This is a genomic window from Pseudophaeobacter sp. TrK17 (assembly GCF_042192375.1).
GTDB lineage: Bacteria > Pseudomonadota > Alphaproteobacteria > Rhodobacterales > Rhodobacteraceae > Pseudophaeobacter.
This window is the reverse complement of sequence record NZ_CP071700.1, coordinates 2,845,850-2,858,866: the sequence shown is the minus strand read 5'-3', so window position 1 is coordinate 2,858,866 and position 13,017 is coordinate 2,845,850. Positions and strand designations below refer to the sequence as shown.

The following is a 13,017-nucleotide window of genomic DNA, read 5'->3' as shown; positions in this document are numbered from 1 at the left end:
CCTTCAGGCTTCTCTGATCCCATATCACGCTGAAATAAGAAGACTTTTCTCGAGGAGAATAAAACATGTCTGCTAAGGACGTCAAATTCGACACCGATGCCCGCAACCGCATGTTGGCCGGCGTAAACGTACTGGCTGATGCTGTCAAAGTGACCCTGGGCCCCAAAGGCCGCAATGTCATTCTGGACAAATCTTTTGGTGCGCCACGCATCACCAAAGATGGTGTTTCCGTTGCCAAAGAGATCGAACTGGAAGACAAGTTCGAAAACATGGGCGCCCAGATGGTCAAGGAAGTTGCTTCCCGCACCAATGACGAAGCAGGCGACGGCACCACCACTGCCACCGTTCTGGCCCAGGCCATCGTCAAAGAAGGCCTGAAGCAGGTTGCAGCTGGTCTGAACCCAATGGACCTGAAGCGCGGTATCGACCTGGCAACTGCCACTGTCGTTCAGGGCATCCGTGACATGGCACGCGAAGTCAAAGACTCCGCTGAAGTTGCACAGGTTGGCACCATCTCCGCCAACGGTGAAGCCGCCATCGGTCAGCAGATCGCAGACGCGATGCAAAAAGTTGGCAACGAAGGTGTGATCACCGTCGAAGAAAACAAAGGCCTGGAAACAGAGACCGATGTTGTTGAAGGCATGCAGTTCGACCGTGGCTACCTGTCGCCTTACTTCGTGACCAACGCTGACAAGATGATTGCAGATCTCGACGACTGCATGATCCTGCTGCACGAGAAAAAACTGTCTTCGCTGCAGTCCATGGTTCCGCTGCTCGAGCAGGTGATCCAGTCGCAGAAGCCTCTGCTGATCATTGCTGAGGACGTTGAAGGCGAAGCGCTGGCAACTCTGGTTGTCAACAAACTGCGCGGCGGCCTGAAAATTGCTGCTGTCAAAGCACCTGGTTTCGGCGATCGCCGTAAAGCCATGCTGCAGGATCTGGCCATTCTGACCGGTGGTCAGGTGATTTCTGAAGATCTGGGCATGAAGCTTGAGTCCGTCACCATGGACATGCTGGGTACCGCCAAGAAGGTCGAAATCACCAAAGACGAAACCACCATCGTTGACGGTGCCGGCTCCAAGGCCGAAATCGAAGCCCGTGTTGGTCAAATCCGCGCTCAGATCGAAGAAACCACTTCCGATTATGACCGTGAAAAACTGCAAGAGCGCGTTGCCAAACTGGCCGGCGGTGTTGCTGTTATCCGCGTTGGCGGCATGACCGAAGTTGAAGTGAAAGAGCGCAAAGACCGCGTTGACGATGCCCTGAACGCAACCCGTGCGGCTGTGCAAGAAGGCGTCATCGTTGGTGGTGGTGTTGCTCTGGTTCAGGCCGGCAAAGCACTCTACGGCATGGAAGGTGCAAACACCGACCAAACCGCAGGTATCGTGATCGTGCGTAAAGCAATCGAAGCGCCTCTGCGTCAGATCGCTGAAAACGCTGGTGTTGACGGTGCTGTGGTTGCTGGCAAAGTGCGCGAAAGCGAAGACAAGAACTTTGGCTTCAACGCTCAGACCGAAGAATATGGCGACATGTTTGCCTTTGGTGTGATCGATCCTGCCAAAGTGGCACGGACCGCTCTGGAAGACGCGGCCTCGATTGCGGGTCTGCTGATCACCACCGAAGCCATGGTTGCGGACAAACCGTCGAAAGACGGCGGCGCAGCTGGCGGCGGCATGCCCGACATGGGCGGCATGGGCGGCATGGGCGGCATGATGTAATCATTGCCATCCTACCGGATGATTTTGGGGTCGCCTTTGGGCGGCCCCTTTTCTTTTGATACAGAGGTATGGATTGCTTTGCGGCGTTGCCTCCGGCGGAGGTATTTAAGGAAAGATGAAAGGGAGGGCACCCGGTGGTTGTCGGTCCGGATTCTTCGACGAAGGTCGTTGAAACCCAGCAGGATGAGGTTGAAGGGCTGCTCAATGCGGCTTTTCCCACCGACGCCGAGGCGCGGCTGGTGCGGCAACTGCGGGCCGATGGCGATATGCTGTTTGAGGTTCAAAAGCCCTGGGAGGGCAGGATCGGTGGCTATTTTGCGCTCAGCCGGATGCGAACCCCCAAGGGCTGGGCCTGTCTGGCGCCGATGGCTGTGCGCCCAGAGTGGCAGGGCGGCAGGCTGGCCGAAAATACCCCGAACATGGAGGTTGGTGCGGAGCAGGAGCAGGCCTATCGCAGACCCTGGCGTTTTGGTGGCCGTATGCTTCGGGAGTTGGCTGGGCTTATCAATGGCGTAACGGGAGATCTGCAACCGCGTCTGCCAGAGGTAATTGTCGTGCTTGGAAAGCCCTCATTTTATGGGCGGTGTGGTTTTAACCTGGCGCGGGCGCAAAAGCTGCAGAGCCCCTATCCATTATCGCACACCCTGATCTTGAAGCGTGGTGTGGATGTACCAGAAGAAAGGCTGATCTATCCGCTTGCCTTCTCAAAATTGTGACGTTGAAGTTCTGCAAAGCGGGGCTGGGGATGGTTGCTCTGCAGCGGAGCTTGCGGTAGCGGTCGCAGTGAAACTCCACTCTGCGCCGGGACTGTCGGCCTGACCGAGGCCTGGTGATGCAGCTTGTCGTATTTGTTCTTCTTGTATTGATCGCTTTTGCTGCCAATTCGGTTTTGGGCCGGATGGCGATCAGTTGGGGCTATATGGATGCGCTGGGCTTTGGGCTTTTGCGGCTGGCCTCGGGGGCGGCCATGTTGGGGCTTCTCTGTGCCTTGCGGGGGCGGAGCCTGCGCCAACCGCTGCTGCCCAGTGTAAAAGGTGGCGCGGCGCTGACACTCTATATGGTCGGCTTTTGTTTGGCCTATCAAGGGCTTGATGCCGGGATTGGTGCTCTTATCCTGTTTGGTGTGGTGCAGATTGCCATGTTTGGCTGGGGGGCTGTGCGGGGCAGTGATCCCAGTATCGGGCAGATGGTTGGCGCCGGCGTGGCCTTTGCTGGGCTGGCCTATGTGGTCTGGCCGGACCAGAGCCTACAGGTCACGCTGTGGGATGCGGTACTCATGGGGCTCAGCGGGTTGGGCTGGGCCGCCTATAGTCTGCTTGGGCGCGGGGTGCGCGATCCCTTGGCCGCGAGCGCAGTGAACTTCATCTGGGCCACGTCGATGATACTGCCCTTTGTCTGGGCCGCGTGGGGTAGCGGTCTGATCACCGGGCTTATTACCGGACCGGGTATTGTTCTGGCTGTCCTTTCTGGCGCGGTGACCTCGGGGCTTGGCTATGCGCTGTGGTACCGGGTGTTGCCGCAGTTGCAACCAGCGGTCGCTGCAACCATCCAATTGAGCGTGCCGGTGCTGGCGATCCTGGGCGGTGTGCTCTTCCTTGCGGAACCTGTAGGAGCGCGGTTGATCCTGGGCACGCTGGTGGTTCTGGCAGGCATTGCCCTGGTGATCTGGACCCCAAAACGCCGGTAAACAAGGCGCCAGTAAAAAGGGGTTTTCTCGCGCTGCCGCAAACCCTATCTCAGGGGAATGAAAAACCTGATCAAACCTCTCATTCTGACCGCTTTGGCCGTGATCCCAGGCCAGGCCCTGGCCGACTGCGTGGTGCTGCTGCATGGGCTGGCGCGATCAGAGAGCTCATTTGTGGTGATGGAGCAGGTTTTTGAAGCTCGCGGCTATCAGGTGGTGCGACCGGGATATGAGTCGACGACCTTTCCTGTCGCTGCGCTTGCCGAGCAGACCCTGCCTGCTGCAATTGCTGAGTGTCGTGCGAATGCGCCCATCCATTTTGTGACCCACTCCATGGGGGGGATCTTGTTGCGGCAGTATTTTCAGGTTGCGGCGCATCAGCCGCCAAACCTGGGAGCTACGGTCATGCTGGGGCCACCCAATCAGGGCAGCGAAGTGGTGGATGAGCTGGGGGATTGGGCAGTTTTTGACCTGATCAACGGCCCCGCAGGCGAGAGCCTAGGCACTGGGGCAGAAAGCCTGCCCAAGAAGTTGCCGCCAGTGGATTTTTTACTGGGCGTTATTGCGGGCGATCAATCCATCAGCCCGGTGTTTTCGGCGATTATTCCGGGCGCGGATGACGGGAAGGTCTCTGTCGCAAGCACCCGGGTTGAGGGGATGCAGGATCACATAGTCCTGCCCGTCACCCATACCTTTATGATGAATGACCCGCTGGTCATTGCCCAGGTGATCGCCTTTCTGCAACAGGGGCGGTTTGATCCGGATATCACTTGGCTGGATGCCCTGAATGATGTGATCGCAGGCACCTGTATTGGGGCGGACTGCGGCTATGGTTTGACGCCAATTAAGTAGGAGCCCCCGGGCCAATGCCAATGACGATGCTAGAATTGACCCTTCAGGGGGCGGATGTGCTGACACCAGCTGGGCTGGACCAGGCGGGGGAGATTTCGCTCTCAGGCGGAGAAATCACCGCGATGTCCTGCGGGCGTCGGGTGGATCTGACCGGGTATCTGGTGCTGCCGGGTATAATTGATCCCCATGGAGATGGGTTTGAACGGCATCTGGCGCCCCGGCGCGGGGCGATGAAACAAATGGCCGAGGGGGTGGTCGCCACCGAAGCCGAGTTGGCTGCCAATGGCATCACCACCGCCGTGTTGGCGCAGTTTTACAGCTGGGAGGGGGGCTTGCGCGGCCCGGACTATGCCGACCAGGTTTTTGAAGCCGTGGCTGAGGTGCGCGCAGATCTGGTGACGGATTTGCTGCCGCAGCTCAGGTTTGAAACCCATATGTTGGACGACTACGCCGCGCTGCCAGAGTTGATCGCAAAATGGGGCCTGTCTTATATCGTCTTTAACGACCATCTGCCCCATGACCGTCTGGCCCAGGGCAAAAAGCCGCCCCGGCTGACCGGGCAGGCGCTCAAGGCCGGGCGCAATCCCGACAGGCATTTTGAAATGCTGCTGGATATGCATGGCCGCAGCGCCGAAGTGCCAGCTGCGCTTGATGCACTTTGCACGCAGCTGCGCGGCGCGGGGCTGCGCATTGGCAGCCATGACGATCAAACAGCAACTGATCGCGCCACTTGGCGGGCGCGCGGGGCAGAGATCAGCGAATTCCCCGAAACGCTGGAGGCCGCAGAGGCGGCGCGGGCAGGGGGGGATCACATTATTCTGGGTGCGCCCAATGTGGTGCGGGGCGGCTCGCACAAGGGCAATGCCTCGGCGCTGGATCTGATTGCCATGGGTCTGTGTGATGCGCTGGCCTCGGATTATCACTACCCCAGCCCGCGCCGCGCTGCGCTGATGCTGGCACGCGCGGGCCTGTTGGATCTGTCTGCGGCCTGGGGGCTGGTATCTTCTGGTCCGGCTGGTCTGTTGGGGCTGGTGGATCGCGGCGATTTCACACCTGGTAAACGCGCCGATATGGTGATCCTCGACAAGGCGAGCGAACGGGTTGCTGCCACCCTGTCCGGCGGGCGGGTGAGCTATATGTCCGGCGAAATTGCCACCCGGTTCATGGGGTGAAGGGGGAGGAAAGCCCTGGAGAAGGTAACAAAAGTGCCCGCTCTTAGATCAGGGCGGACACTTGAGGTTTGTGCTGTGTATTCAGATTATTTCTGTGGCCGGGTAATCCGGTTTACATGGGCCATCTTACGGCCGGGCTTGGCTTCGGCCTTGCCATAAAGATGCAGGGCGCAGTCGCGCTCTTTGGCCAGCTCGGGCAGGCGGTCCATATCGTCGCCGATGAGGTTTTCCATCACCACGTCCGAATGGCGCTGTCCATCGCCCAGGGGCCAGCCTGCTACCGCGCGGATGTGCTGTTCAAACTGGTCAACGGCGCAGCCATTTTGAGTCCAGTGGCCTGAGTTGTGGACGCGTGGGGCGATCTCATTCACCACCAGCCCCTGCGGGGTGACAAACAGCTCAACCCCAAGAACGCCAACATAATCAAGCGCGTTCAGCACTTTGGCCGCCAACAGAACCGCATCCATGCGCTGGCTGGCGCTGAGGCGGGCCGGCACTGTGGTGGTGTGCAAAATGCCGTCGCGGTGGACGTTTTCACCGGGGTCATAGCAGGCAACCTCGCCGGTGATGCCACGGGCCGCAATAACTGACACTTCATGGCTGAAATTGACAAAGCCCTCCAGCACCGACGGCGCACCTGCCATGGCGTTGAGGGCCTCATCGGCCTGATCTGGCGACATGATGCGGGCCTGGCCCTTGCCATCATAGCCAAAACGCCGGGTTTTCAGGATCGCAGGGGTGCCAATCTCGGCAAGGGCAGCCTCTAGGCTGGCGGCATCGGTGATATCGGCGAAGGGGGCGATGTGCAGGTCGAGGCTTTGCAGGAAGGTCTTTTCGGTCAGGCGGTCCTGTGAAATCCGCAGGGCCTCGCGGCCGGGGCGAATGGGGCCATGGGACTCGATAATGTCCAGGGCCGCGGTGGGGATGTTTTCAAACTCATAGGTGATCACATCCACCGCATTGGCAAAGGCCAGTAGGGCGGCGCTGTCCTCATAGCCGGCGGTGGTGACCTGGTCTGCCACCTGGCCAGCGGGGGGATTGGCGCCGGGGTCAAAGATATGGGTCTTAAAGCCCAGGCGGGAGGCCGCAACCGACAGCATGCGGCCCAGTTGCCCGCCGCCCAGGATGCCGATGGTGGCACCGGGTTTCAGTGCATCAGTCATCGATGGGCTCCTCAGGGATCGAGGCTGACAGCGCCGCGCGCCAGGCGTCCAGACGTTCGGCGAGGGCGGGGTCCTGCAGGGCCAGGATACCGGCGGCCATGAGCCCGGCATTGGCAGCCCCGGCGGCGCCAATGGCCATGGTGGCAACGGGGAAGCCCTTGGGCATCTGGACGATGGAATAAAGCGAGTCGACACCGGACAGCGCCCGGGTCTGAACCGGCACGCCCACAACCGGCACCCGTGTTTTGGAAGCCACCATACCCGGCAGATGCGCAGCACCACCAGCACCAGCGATGATCACCTGCAAGCCGCGCTCCGCTGCCGATTTGCCGTAGGACCACAGCCGGTCAGGGGTGCGGTGGGCCGAGACGATCTTGGCTTCATAGGGAACGGCGAGCTCATCCAGGAGCGTGGCGGCTTCTTTCATTGTCGGCCAATCAGATTGGCTGCCCATGATGATGCCCACTTTGATGTCGCTGGGGGTGTTTGGCATGTGATCTGTCCTGTCATGCCGCAGTCTCCACGGTGGAGAGCTGCTGGGGTGGAAGGAAGCCGCACTATAGTCAAACTTGCCTGTGGTGCAATGCGACAATGCTACGAGTGGGGGCTGCGTGTTTCGGGCTTTTGATTAAGGTTCTGATAGTGCGCCAAGGTGGCGCTCCTGCCCAGGGAAGAAGGGGCGCTCCCGTTTGGGCAAGAAACAAGAAAAAGGGGGGGGGGCTCCCGCCCAGGCAAAATGGCAGCAAGCTGCCATGCCCAAGGGGCGTGTGGGGTGGCTTTGCCACCACTGCCGCCGCGCGGGAGAGCTGGCTTGGCGGGGCCAATCAGGCGGGGTGTCGCGATGTCAAAGGGAGGGGGCGGGCTAGGCGATGATGTCAGGGGTCAGCCGGTCTTCGATTTGGGAAATTTTATCCTTCAGCCCCAGCTTTTGCTTTTTCAGCCGCCGTATCGTCAGCTGATCGCTGGTGCCGCGCTCTTGCAGGGCGGTGATTGCCTCGTCCAGATCCCGGTGCTGCCTGCGAAACACTTCCAGCTCCACTTTGAGAACCTCATCGGTTTTCATGGAAATATCGGCTGATTCATTCATTGGCGACTCAAAATACAGAAGGGCTCGGGTAGGGGGCAAGATACTTCTTTAACGTCTTTTCCGCTAGACCTTGTCGCCATAGTCTTGAGAATTCGAGAGAACTTACCATATTCTATGCAAGCAGTTGCCGCCATGGGACTGCTGATTAACGTCGCTTTGAAGCAAAAGGACGATACACGTGTCGAAACTCACTCTGGGGTCTTACCCGCATATGCTGGGGTTTGAGCAGTTGGAACGCCTTCTGGAACGCTCAGCCAAATCCGGTAACGAAGGCTATCCGCCTTACAACATTGAACAAACTTCCGACTTTTCTTATCGCATCACCCTCGCGGTGGCTGGTTTTGCCGAGCAGGACCTGGCCATAACAGTTGAGGATCGCCAGTTGGTGATCCGGGGCCGTCAGGGCGAAGACAGTGACGGGCGGGTCTTCCTGCACCGTGGAATCGCTGCCCGGCAGTTTCAGCGCATGTTTGTGCTGGCCGATGGGGTCGACGTTGGCGAGGCCGTGATGGAAAACGGGCTTTTGCACGTGGATCTTACGCGATCGCGTCCGGAAACCGTGGTTCAGACAATCAATATCAAGAAGGGTTAAGAAACATGCATACTCCTTTTGACAACTCTACTTCCGACGCGTCTGGCGCGCGCATTGTCTATGTAAAAACGGTTGCCGTTGGTGATCTGCCAAAAGACATGCAGGCCAGTGCCGAAGGCCGCGAACAGCTTTATGCGGTGCATGATGCCGAAGGTGAACAGCTCGCCGTGGTGACCGACCGCAAGCTGGCCTTTGTTCTGGCCCGGCAAAACGATTTCTCGCCGGTTGCGGTGCACTAAGGCGCAGATCGCGACTGTCATGCCTGAATTGAGCTGATCCCGGGCGATTGGCTTGGCTCTTGCGGGAGGTTTAACCTCAGCCCAATCTTGGCTAGGCTTCCCGCAAATGAATCAAGCAGATAGGGGCGGCTCAATGAGCAGATTTGATTTTGACTGGGTCGATGCCTTTTCGGACCGGGCCTTTGGCGGCAATGGCTGCGCTGTTGTACATGGTGGCGCCCATTTGCCAGTGGAGACCTGCACCGCCTATGTGCGTGAAACGTCATTGGTTGAATGTACATTTACCGGCCCGTCTGATCTGGCCGACATTCGGGTGCGCTACTTTCTGGCCAGCCGCGAGATCCCCTTTGCGGGTCACCCCACAATTGCCACCGTGGCCGCGATGCGCGACCGTGGACTGGTTGGCGAGGGTCAGATCCGGCTGGAGACTGGCGCCGGCATCGTGCCGGTGACCATTGCAGGCGATCAGATTGAAATGACCCAGATTGCGCCAGAGTTCGGGCCAAAACCCGATCCCGCCCTGGTGGCAGCGGCAATTTCATTGCCGGTTGAGGCGATTTTGGGCACGCCGCAAAAGGTGTCAACCGGATTGCCCTTCTGCATAACTGTGCTCAAAGATCAGACCGCCTTGGCGCAGGCGCAGCTTGATCTTCCGGCGCTGGCCAGGCTGGGCGAGGCGCTGGGGGCGGATGGCATTGATATGATGGAGCCGTTTCTGGTGACCCTGCAAGGGGCAACCGATCTGGGGGATACCTATTCGCGGCTGTTGATGGCGCCGCCCAGCCCGCCCGAAGATCCCTTTACCGGCTCTGCCACCGGGGCGATGGCAGCCTATCTGTGGCGCAATGGCCTTATGCAACAGGACAGTTTTGTCGCGGAACAGGGCCACGGAATGGGGCGACCGGGCATGGCGCGGGTCACCCGGCTGGGCCCTTGTGATGCATTGCAGGGCATAAAGGTGTCCGGCACCGGCTTTGTTTTGATGCGCGGCTCTGTTGACCTGCCGGATCAAACCTGATCTCAGATCCTGAACTGACGGGAACGGATGACTATGACAGGCCCAGAGACAGCGCATGTCGCGCCGCCGGCGATTGCAGTGATGCCCTATGGCGGCAAACTGGGCAAAGCCCTGGCCGAACGCCCGCTCAACGAGATGGAATGGCCTTTGGGCTGCCCTGATCGGCTGGTTGGAAAACAGGTCAAACACATGGCACCGCAAGATCACCTGATCGTCTTTGCCAAACGGGCCATGCATATCCAGTCTCATCGCTGCTGCCCGGCGCGGATTTCGATGATTGTGGCCGAACCCAAGATCATGTCTGCGGATCACCACCGCATACTGCGGCTGAGTGCGCGGCGCTTTTTCCGTGTCTTTACCTATGACCCCCAGCTCTTGGCGTGGTTGCCAAATGGGCTGATGCTGCCCTTTGGCACCACCTGGGTGCCAGAGTGGCAAGAGCTGCAGATCGCCAAGACCAAGGAGCTGTCACTGATCGCTTCGGCCAAGAATGATCACCCTGGCCATAAGCTGCGCCATCAGATTGTGGCCTACCTGCAGGCGCAGATGCCCGAGGCGGAGATCCTGGGCCGTGGCTACAAGGCCTTTGAGCATAAATCGGAAGGGCTGGCACCTTATCGCTATTCCGTGGTGATCGAAAATGTGCGCGAGCAAAACTGCTTCACGGAAAAACTGATTGATGCGATCCTTTGTGAAACGGTGCCGCTGTATTGGGGCTGTCCGAATATCAGTGATTTCTTTGAGGGCGAGGGGATCATTCTTTGCCGCAACCAAGCGGAGTTTGAGGCTGCGTTTCAGCAGATCGGCCCAGAGGATTATGCCCGGCGATTGCCTGCATTGCGGCGCCTGAAACAGGCCGCAGCAGACTATGGCGACCTGTCGTTGCGCGCCGCCCGTGCCCTGCGCGACAGTCTTTAGCTGCGGGCTGTTTCAGGCAGGGCTTTCGTACTTATCTGAAGTTTACTCAGGCCCGCCGGGGCGCACCGTAATCGCGGACCACCACGATGAGACTGAGACTGACTGAAAAACGGCCCGTCCTTGGCTAGGACGGGCCGTCAATCTGTTCAGGGCGATTGCCCAGGCTGCTGGGGCTAGCAGTTCGGGCAGGCGGCTTAGCCTGCGATCAGCCCCATGTTTTCCAACTTGAGCAGAACCTGATGGGCGCAGTTGTCCACATCAACATTTTCGGTTTCCACGCTCAGCTCTGGGCTGACTGGCACATCATAGGGGTCGGAGATCCCGGTGAACTCTTTGATCTTGCCTTCGCGGGCCAGTTTATACAGCCCCTTGCGGTCGCGGCGCTCGCATTCTTCCAGCGAGGTGGCGACATGGATTTCAACAAAGGCACCAAAGGCTTCCACGTCTTCGCGCACGGCGCGGCGGGTGGTTGCATAGGGGGCAATGGGCGCACAGATGGCGATACCACCGTTTTTGGTGATCTCAGAGGCGACATAGCCGATGCGGCGGATATTGAGATCCCGGTGCGCTTTGGAGAAGCCCAGCTCGGAGCTGAGGTTCTTGCGCACGATATCCCCATCCAGCAGGGTCACCGGGCGACCGCCCATTTCCATCAGCTTGACCATCAGCGCGTTGGCGATGGTGGATTTGCCAGACCCGGACAGCCCCGTGAGGAAAACGGTGAAGCCCTGCTTGGAGCGCGGTGGCTTGGTGCGGCGCAGCTCTTTGACCACCTCGGGGAAGGAGAACCACTCAGGGATTTCCAGACCTTCGGACAGGCGGCGGCGCAGCTCGGTGCCCGAGATGTTGAGGATGGTCACATTATCCTTGTCTTCGATCTCGTCGATGGCCTCATATTGTGCGCGCTCCGATACCCACACCATATGTTTGAAGTCGACCATTTCGATGCCCATTTCTTCCTGATGGGTGCGGAACAGGTCCTGGGCGTCATAGGGGCCGTAGAAATCTTCGCCGGCAGAGTTTTTGCCGGGTCCGGCGTGGTCGCGACCAACGATGAAATGGGTGCAGCCGTGGTTTTTACGGATCAACCCGTGCCAGACGGCTTCCCGTGGGCCGGCCATGCGCATGGCCAGGTTCAGCAGGCTCATGGAGGTGGTGGAGGCTGGGTATTTGTCCAGAACGGCCTCGTAGCAGCGCACGCGGGTAAAGTGATCAACGTCGCCGGGTTTGGTCATGCCAACAACCGGGTGGATCAGCAGGTTGGCCTGGGCTTCGCGGGCGGCGCGGAAGGTCAGCTCCTGGTGGGCGCGGTGCAACGGGTTGCGGGTCTGGAAGGCGACAACTTTGCGCCAGCCGACTTTGCGGAAATAGGCGCGCAGTTCATTTGGGGTGTCGCGGCGGGCGCGGAAATCATAGTGCACCGGCTGCTGGATGCCGGTGACAGGGCCGCCCAGATAGATGCTGCCAGCCTGGTTGTGCAGGTAGTTGACGGCAGGATGCGCGTCATCGTCGGCGCCAAAGACCATTTCGGCCTCGCGGGCCTTGTTTGGCGTCCAGCGGTCGGTGACGGTCATGGTGGCGAGGATCACGCCTTCCTGGTCGCGCAGGGCGATGTCTTCGCCCACTTCCAGGGTTTCGGCGAACTCTTCGGAGACATCCAGGTTGATCGGCATCGGCCAGAGCGACCCATCGGCCAGCCGCATGTTTTCCACAACGCCGTTGTAGTCTTCCTCGGTCAGGAAGCCCTTGAGCGGGTTGAAGCCGCCATTCATCAGAAGCTCAAGATCGCAGATCTGGCGCGGTGTCAGGTCGTGGCTTTTCAGTTGGCCTGCGTCGATTTTCAGCTTTTGAGCAGAGTCATAAGAGACATAGAGCTCGGGGATAGGAGCCAGATTGTTCTGCATTGGATGAGTCCTGTGTTTAATGGGAGGCAAGCCGCTGGCGGCGCCCGTGAGTTCCGCATAAAGCGCGTTGTATTCAGCGAGCTTGCGGGAGAGGAATTGATCGGTGAGGCGACGTTTCTCGGAGGCGCCAGCCCTGGTCAATGTGTAGGTATAGCGCTGCCGCTTGTCCGGGCCGGTGCGGTCGCTGATTGCGATCAGCCCGGCATCCGCAGCCGCGCGCAGCTGGGTGTTCAGCCCGCCCAGGGACATACCCAAAGCCGAAGCCGTCGCGCGCTGCGAGGCCTCCGGTGCCAGGTCCAGCTGGCGCAGGAGTCGGAAGAGCAGGTCTTCTTCATCTGGGGTAGGATTTGAGTCGGCTGCAGTCATAGTATCTTGATCAATGTATGTTCACGCGTGAACGCATCGCATAAATTGCTGCAGGCGCAAAGGGGGAAAATGTCAAAAATCTGTGCAAAAGGCCAGCGTCGCAGGGCTGCAACGCAGTCTGGTTTGATTTGTCCGGTGTTGCGGGAACGCTGTTCCAGGGGGCTCCCCGGGAGGGGGGACGCAGGCCTGCACTGGTGCAAAACTTAGGAACGATGAGGTTCGCCTGTTTGCAGCTTTGGTGTTGGGGCAAAACAACGCAAGGGCACAGGCCAGCGCAAGGGCACAGGCCAACGCAAGGGCGGGA

General features: G+C 59.5%; 13 protein-coding genes. 9 read left to right on the top strand and 4 right to left on the bottom strand.

The window, feature by feature from the left end:
* The first annotated feature begins 65 nt into the window (after nucleotides 1-65).
* The 5 genes from groL (at nucleotide 66) to JZI28_RS13490 (ending at nucleotide 5,426) form a co-directional block, all read left to right on the top strand.
* Nucleotides 66-1,718, top strand: a complete 1,653-nt coding sequence (gene groL / locus JZI28_RS13510) for a chaperonin GroEL (RefSeq protein WP_295451544.1) — start codon at nucleotides 66-68, stop codon at nucleotides 1,716-1,718.
* Nucleotides 1,719-1,852: 134 nt separating this feature from the next.
* Entirely contained in the window at nucleotides 1,853-2,434 is a 582-nt protein-coding gene (locus JZI28_RS13505) for a GNAT family N-acetyltransferase (RefSeq protein ID WP_375697929.1), read from the top strand.
* Nucleotides 2,435-2,550: 116 nt separating this feature from the next.
* Nucleotides 2,551-3,405 carry a DMT family transporter gene (locus JZI28_RS13500; protein ID WP_375697928.1) on the top strand — a complete coding sequence of 285 codons (855 nt, stop codon included), beginning with the start codon at nucleotides 2,551-2,553 and terminating at the stop codon, nucleotides 3,403-3,405.
* 57 nt (nucleotides 3,406-3,462) lie between these two features.
* Nucleotides 3,463-4,254 (top strand): esterase/lipase family protein, encoded by a 792-nt coding sequence (locus tag JZI28_RS13495; protein ID WP_375697927.1) that lies wholly within the window; start codon nucleotides 3,463-3,465, stop codon nucleotides 4,252-4,254.
* 20 nt (nucleotides 4,255-4,274) lie between these two features.
* Nucleotides 4,275-5,426 (top strand): alpha-D-ribose 1-methylphosphonate 5-triphosphate diphosphatase, encoded by a 1,152-nt coding sequence (locus tag JZI28_RS13490; RefSeq protein WP_375697926.1) that lies wholly within the window; start codon nucleotides 4,275-4,277, stop codon nucleotides 5,424-5,426.
* 86 nt (nucleotides 5,427-5,512) lie between these two features.
* Here JZI28_RS13490 and JZI28_RS13485 read toward each other — a convergent pair whose 3' ends face one another.
* The 3 genes from JZI28_RS13485 to JZI28_RS13475 form a co-directional block, all read right to left on the bottom strand.
* Complete coding sequence (locus JZI28_RS13485) at nucleotides 5,513-6,589, bottom strand: 5-(carboxyamino)imidazole ribonucleotide synthase (protein ID WP_297340248.1); 1,077 nt, start codon at nucleotides 6,587-6,589, stop codon at nucleotides 5,513-5,515.
* Nucleotides 6,582-7,082, bottom strand: coding sequence for a 5-(carboxyamino)imidazole ribonucleotide mutase (gene purE, locus JZI28_RS13480; RefSeq protein ID WP_375697925.1), 501 nt, complete (start codon nucleotides 7,080-7,082; stop codon nucleotides 6,582-6,584). The genes JZI28_RS13485 and purE overlap by 8 nt, the downstream gene beginning before the upstream one ends.
* 369 nt (nucleotides 7,083-7,451) lie before the next feature.
* Nucleotides 7,452-7,676, bottom strand: coding sequence for a YdcH family protein (locus tag JZI28_RS13475; RefSeq protein WP_295451530.1), 225 nt, complete (start codon nucleotides 7,674-7,676; stop codon nucleotides 7,452-7,454).
* 178 nt (nucleotides 7,677-7,854) lie between these two features.
* Between JZI28_RS13475 and JZI28_RS13470 the strand changes: the two genes are divergently transcribed.
* From JZI28_RS13470 to JZI28_RS13455, 4 genes are all read left to right on the top strand, one after another.
* A complete protein-coding gene (locus tag JZI28_RS13470; RefSeq protein WP_297341321.1) occupies nucleotides 7,855-8,268 on the top strand; it encodes an Hsp20 family protein in 414 nt (137 codons plus the stop codon).
* Nucleotides 8,269-8,273: 5 nt separating this feature from the next.
* On the top strand, nucleotides 8,274-8,507 hold the full coding sequence (locus JZI28_RS13465) for a DUF1150 family protein (protein ID WP_295446998.1): 234 nt from the start codon (nucleotides 8,274-8,276) through the stop codon (nucleotides 8,505-8,507).
* Between the two features lie 133 nt (nucleotides 8,508-8,640).
* On the top strand, nucleotides 8,641-9,525 hold the full coding sequence (locus JZI28_RS13460) for a PhzF family phenazine biosynthesis protein (protein WP_375697924.1): 885 nt from the start codon (nucleotides 8,641-8,643) through the stop codon (nucleotides 9,523-9,525).
* A gap of 33 nt (nucleotides 9,526-9,558) precedes the next feature.
* Nucleotides 9,559-10,443: a hypothetical protein gene (locus tag JZI28_RS13455; RefSeq protein WP_375697923.1), complete on the top strand. Its 885-nt coding sequence runs from the start codon at nucleotides 9,559-9,561 to the stop codon at nucleotides 10,441-10,443.
* 194 nt (nucleotides 10,444-10,637) lie between these two features.
* Here JZI28_RS13455 and JZI28_RS13450 read toward each other — a convergent pair whose 3' ends face one another.
* Nucleotides 10,638-12,713 carry a bifunctional sulfate adenylyltransferase/adenylylsulfate kinase gene (locus JZI28_RS13450; protein ID WP_375697922.1) on the bottom strand — a complete coding sequence of 692 codons (2,076 nt, stop codon included), beginning with the start codon at nucleotides 12,711-12,713 and terminating at the stop codon, nucleotides 10,638-10,640.
* Between the last annotated feature and the right edge of the window lie 304 nt (nucleotides 12,714-13,017).

What these genes read in the sequence shown, in the direction of transcription:
- JZI28_RS13495 (WP_375697927.1), top strand. Translation starts at nt 3,463, where the DNA reads ATGAAAAACCTGATCAAACCTCTCATTCTGACCGCTTTGGCCGTGATC.
- JZI28_RS13500 (WP_375697928.1), top strand. Translation starts at nt 2,551, where the DNA reads ATGCAGCTTGTCGTATTTGTTCTTCTTGTATTGATCGCTTTTGCTGCC.
- JZI28_RS13450 (WP_375697922.1), bottom strand. Translation starts at nt 12,713, where the DNA reads ATGACTGCAGCCGACTCAAATCCTACCCCAGATGAAGAAGACCTGCTC.
- JZI28_RS13460 (WP_375697924.1), top strand. Translation starts at nt 8,641, where the DNA reads ATGAGCAGATTTGATTTTGACTGGGTCGATGCCTTTTCGGACCGGGCC.
- groL (WP_295451544.1), top strand. Translation starts at nt 66, where the DNA reads ATGTCTGCTAAGGACGTCAAATTCGACACCGATGCCCGCAACCGCATG.
- JZI28_RS13475 (WP_295451530.1), bottom strand. Translation starts at nt 7,676, where the DNA reads ATGAATGAATCAGCCGATATTTCCATGAAAACCGATGAGGTTCTCAAA.
- purE (WP_375697925.1), bottom strand. Translation starts at nt 7,082, where the DNA reads ATGCCAAACACCCCCAGCGACATCAAAGTGGGCATCATCATGGGCAGC.
- JZI28_RS13455 (WP_375697923.1), top strand. Translation starts at nt 9,559, where the DNA reads ATGACAGGCCCAGAGACAGCGCATGTCGCGCCGCCGGCGATTGCAGTG.
- JZI28_RS13485 (WP_297340248.1), bottom strand. Translation starts at nt 6,589, where the DNA reads ATGACTGATGCACTGAAACCCGGTGCCACCATCGGCATCCTGGGCGGC.
- JZI28_RS13490 (WP_375697926.1), top strand. Translation starts at nt 4,275, where the DNA reads ATGACGATGCTAGAATTGACCCTTCAGGGGGCGGATGTGCTGACACCA.
- JZI28_RS13465 (WP_295446998.1), top strand. Translation starts at nt 8,274, where the DNA reads ATGCATACTCCTTTTGACAACTCTACTTCCGACGCGTCTGGCGCGCGC.